General features: G+C 59.4%; 1 pseudogene. It reads left to right on the top strand.

The window, feature by feature from the left end:
- Positions 1 to 152: 152 nt before the first annotated feature.
- A pseudogene (locus ACYPYD_RS12080) lies at positions 153 to 384 on the top strand (IS110 family transposase); the annotation flags it as partial.

Raw genomic sequence — 384 nt, forward strand, 5'->3', positions numbered from 1 at the left:
TAGCACATTGGGAAGCGGCCCCTCGAAGGGGCGCACTGCCTTGATGAAGGCAAGGGCGCGTAGCGCCCGCAGGCTTCATCAAGGCAGTCATGATCGGCCCGCAGGTCTCTAAAGTGAAGTTGTCGACTCAACCCTTTGGAGACAGACCGACCATGACCAAGCGTAGCTCTAATCCCACCGACGCCGTGCTGGTAGCCATCGATATGTCCAAACACCGCCAGGAGGTCCTGATCGAACGTCCAGAAGGCGGACGCCGACGTCGCATGACGGTGATGGCGACAAAGGCAGATTATGATCGCCTGGCCACGGATCTTAGCGACATCGGGCGTCCGATCATCGTCGGCTTCGAGGCTACTGGTAACTACCATCGCACGCTGGCGCATC

The organism is Novosphingobium sp. 11B (genome assembly GCF_054589055.1).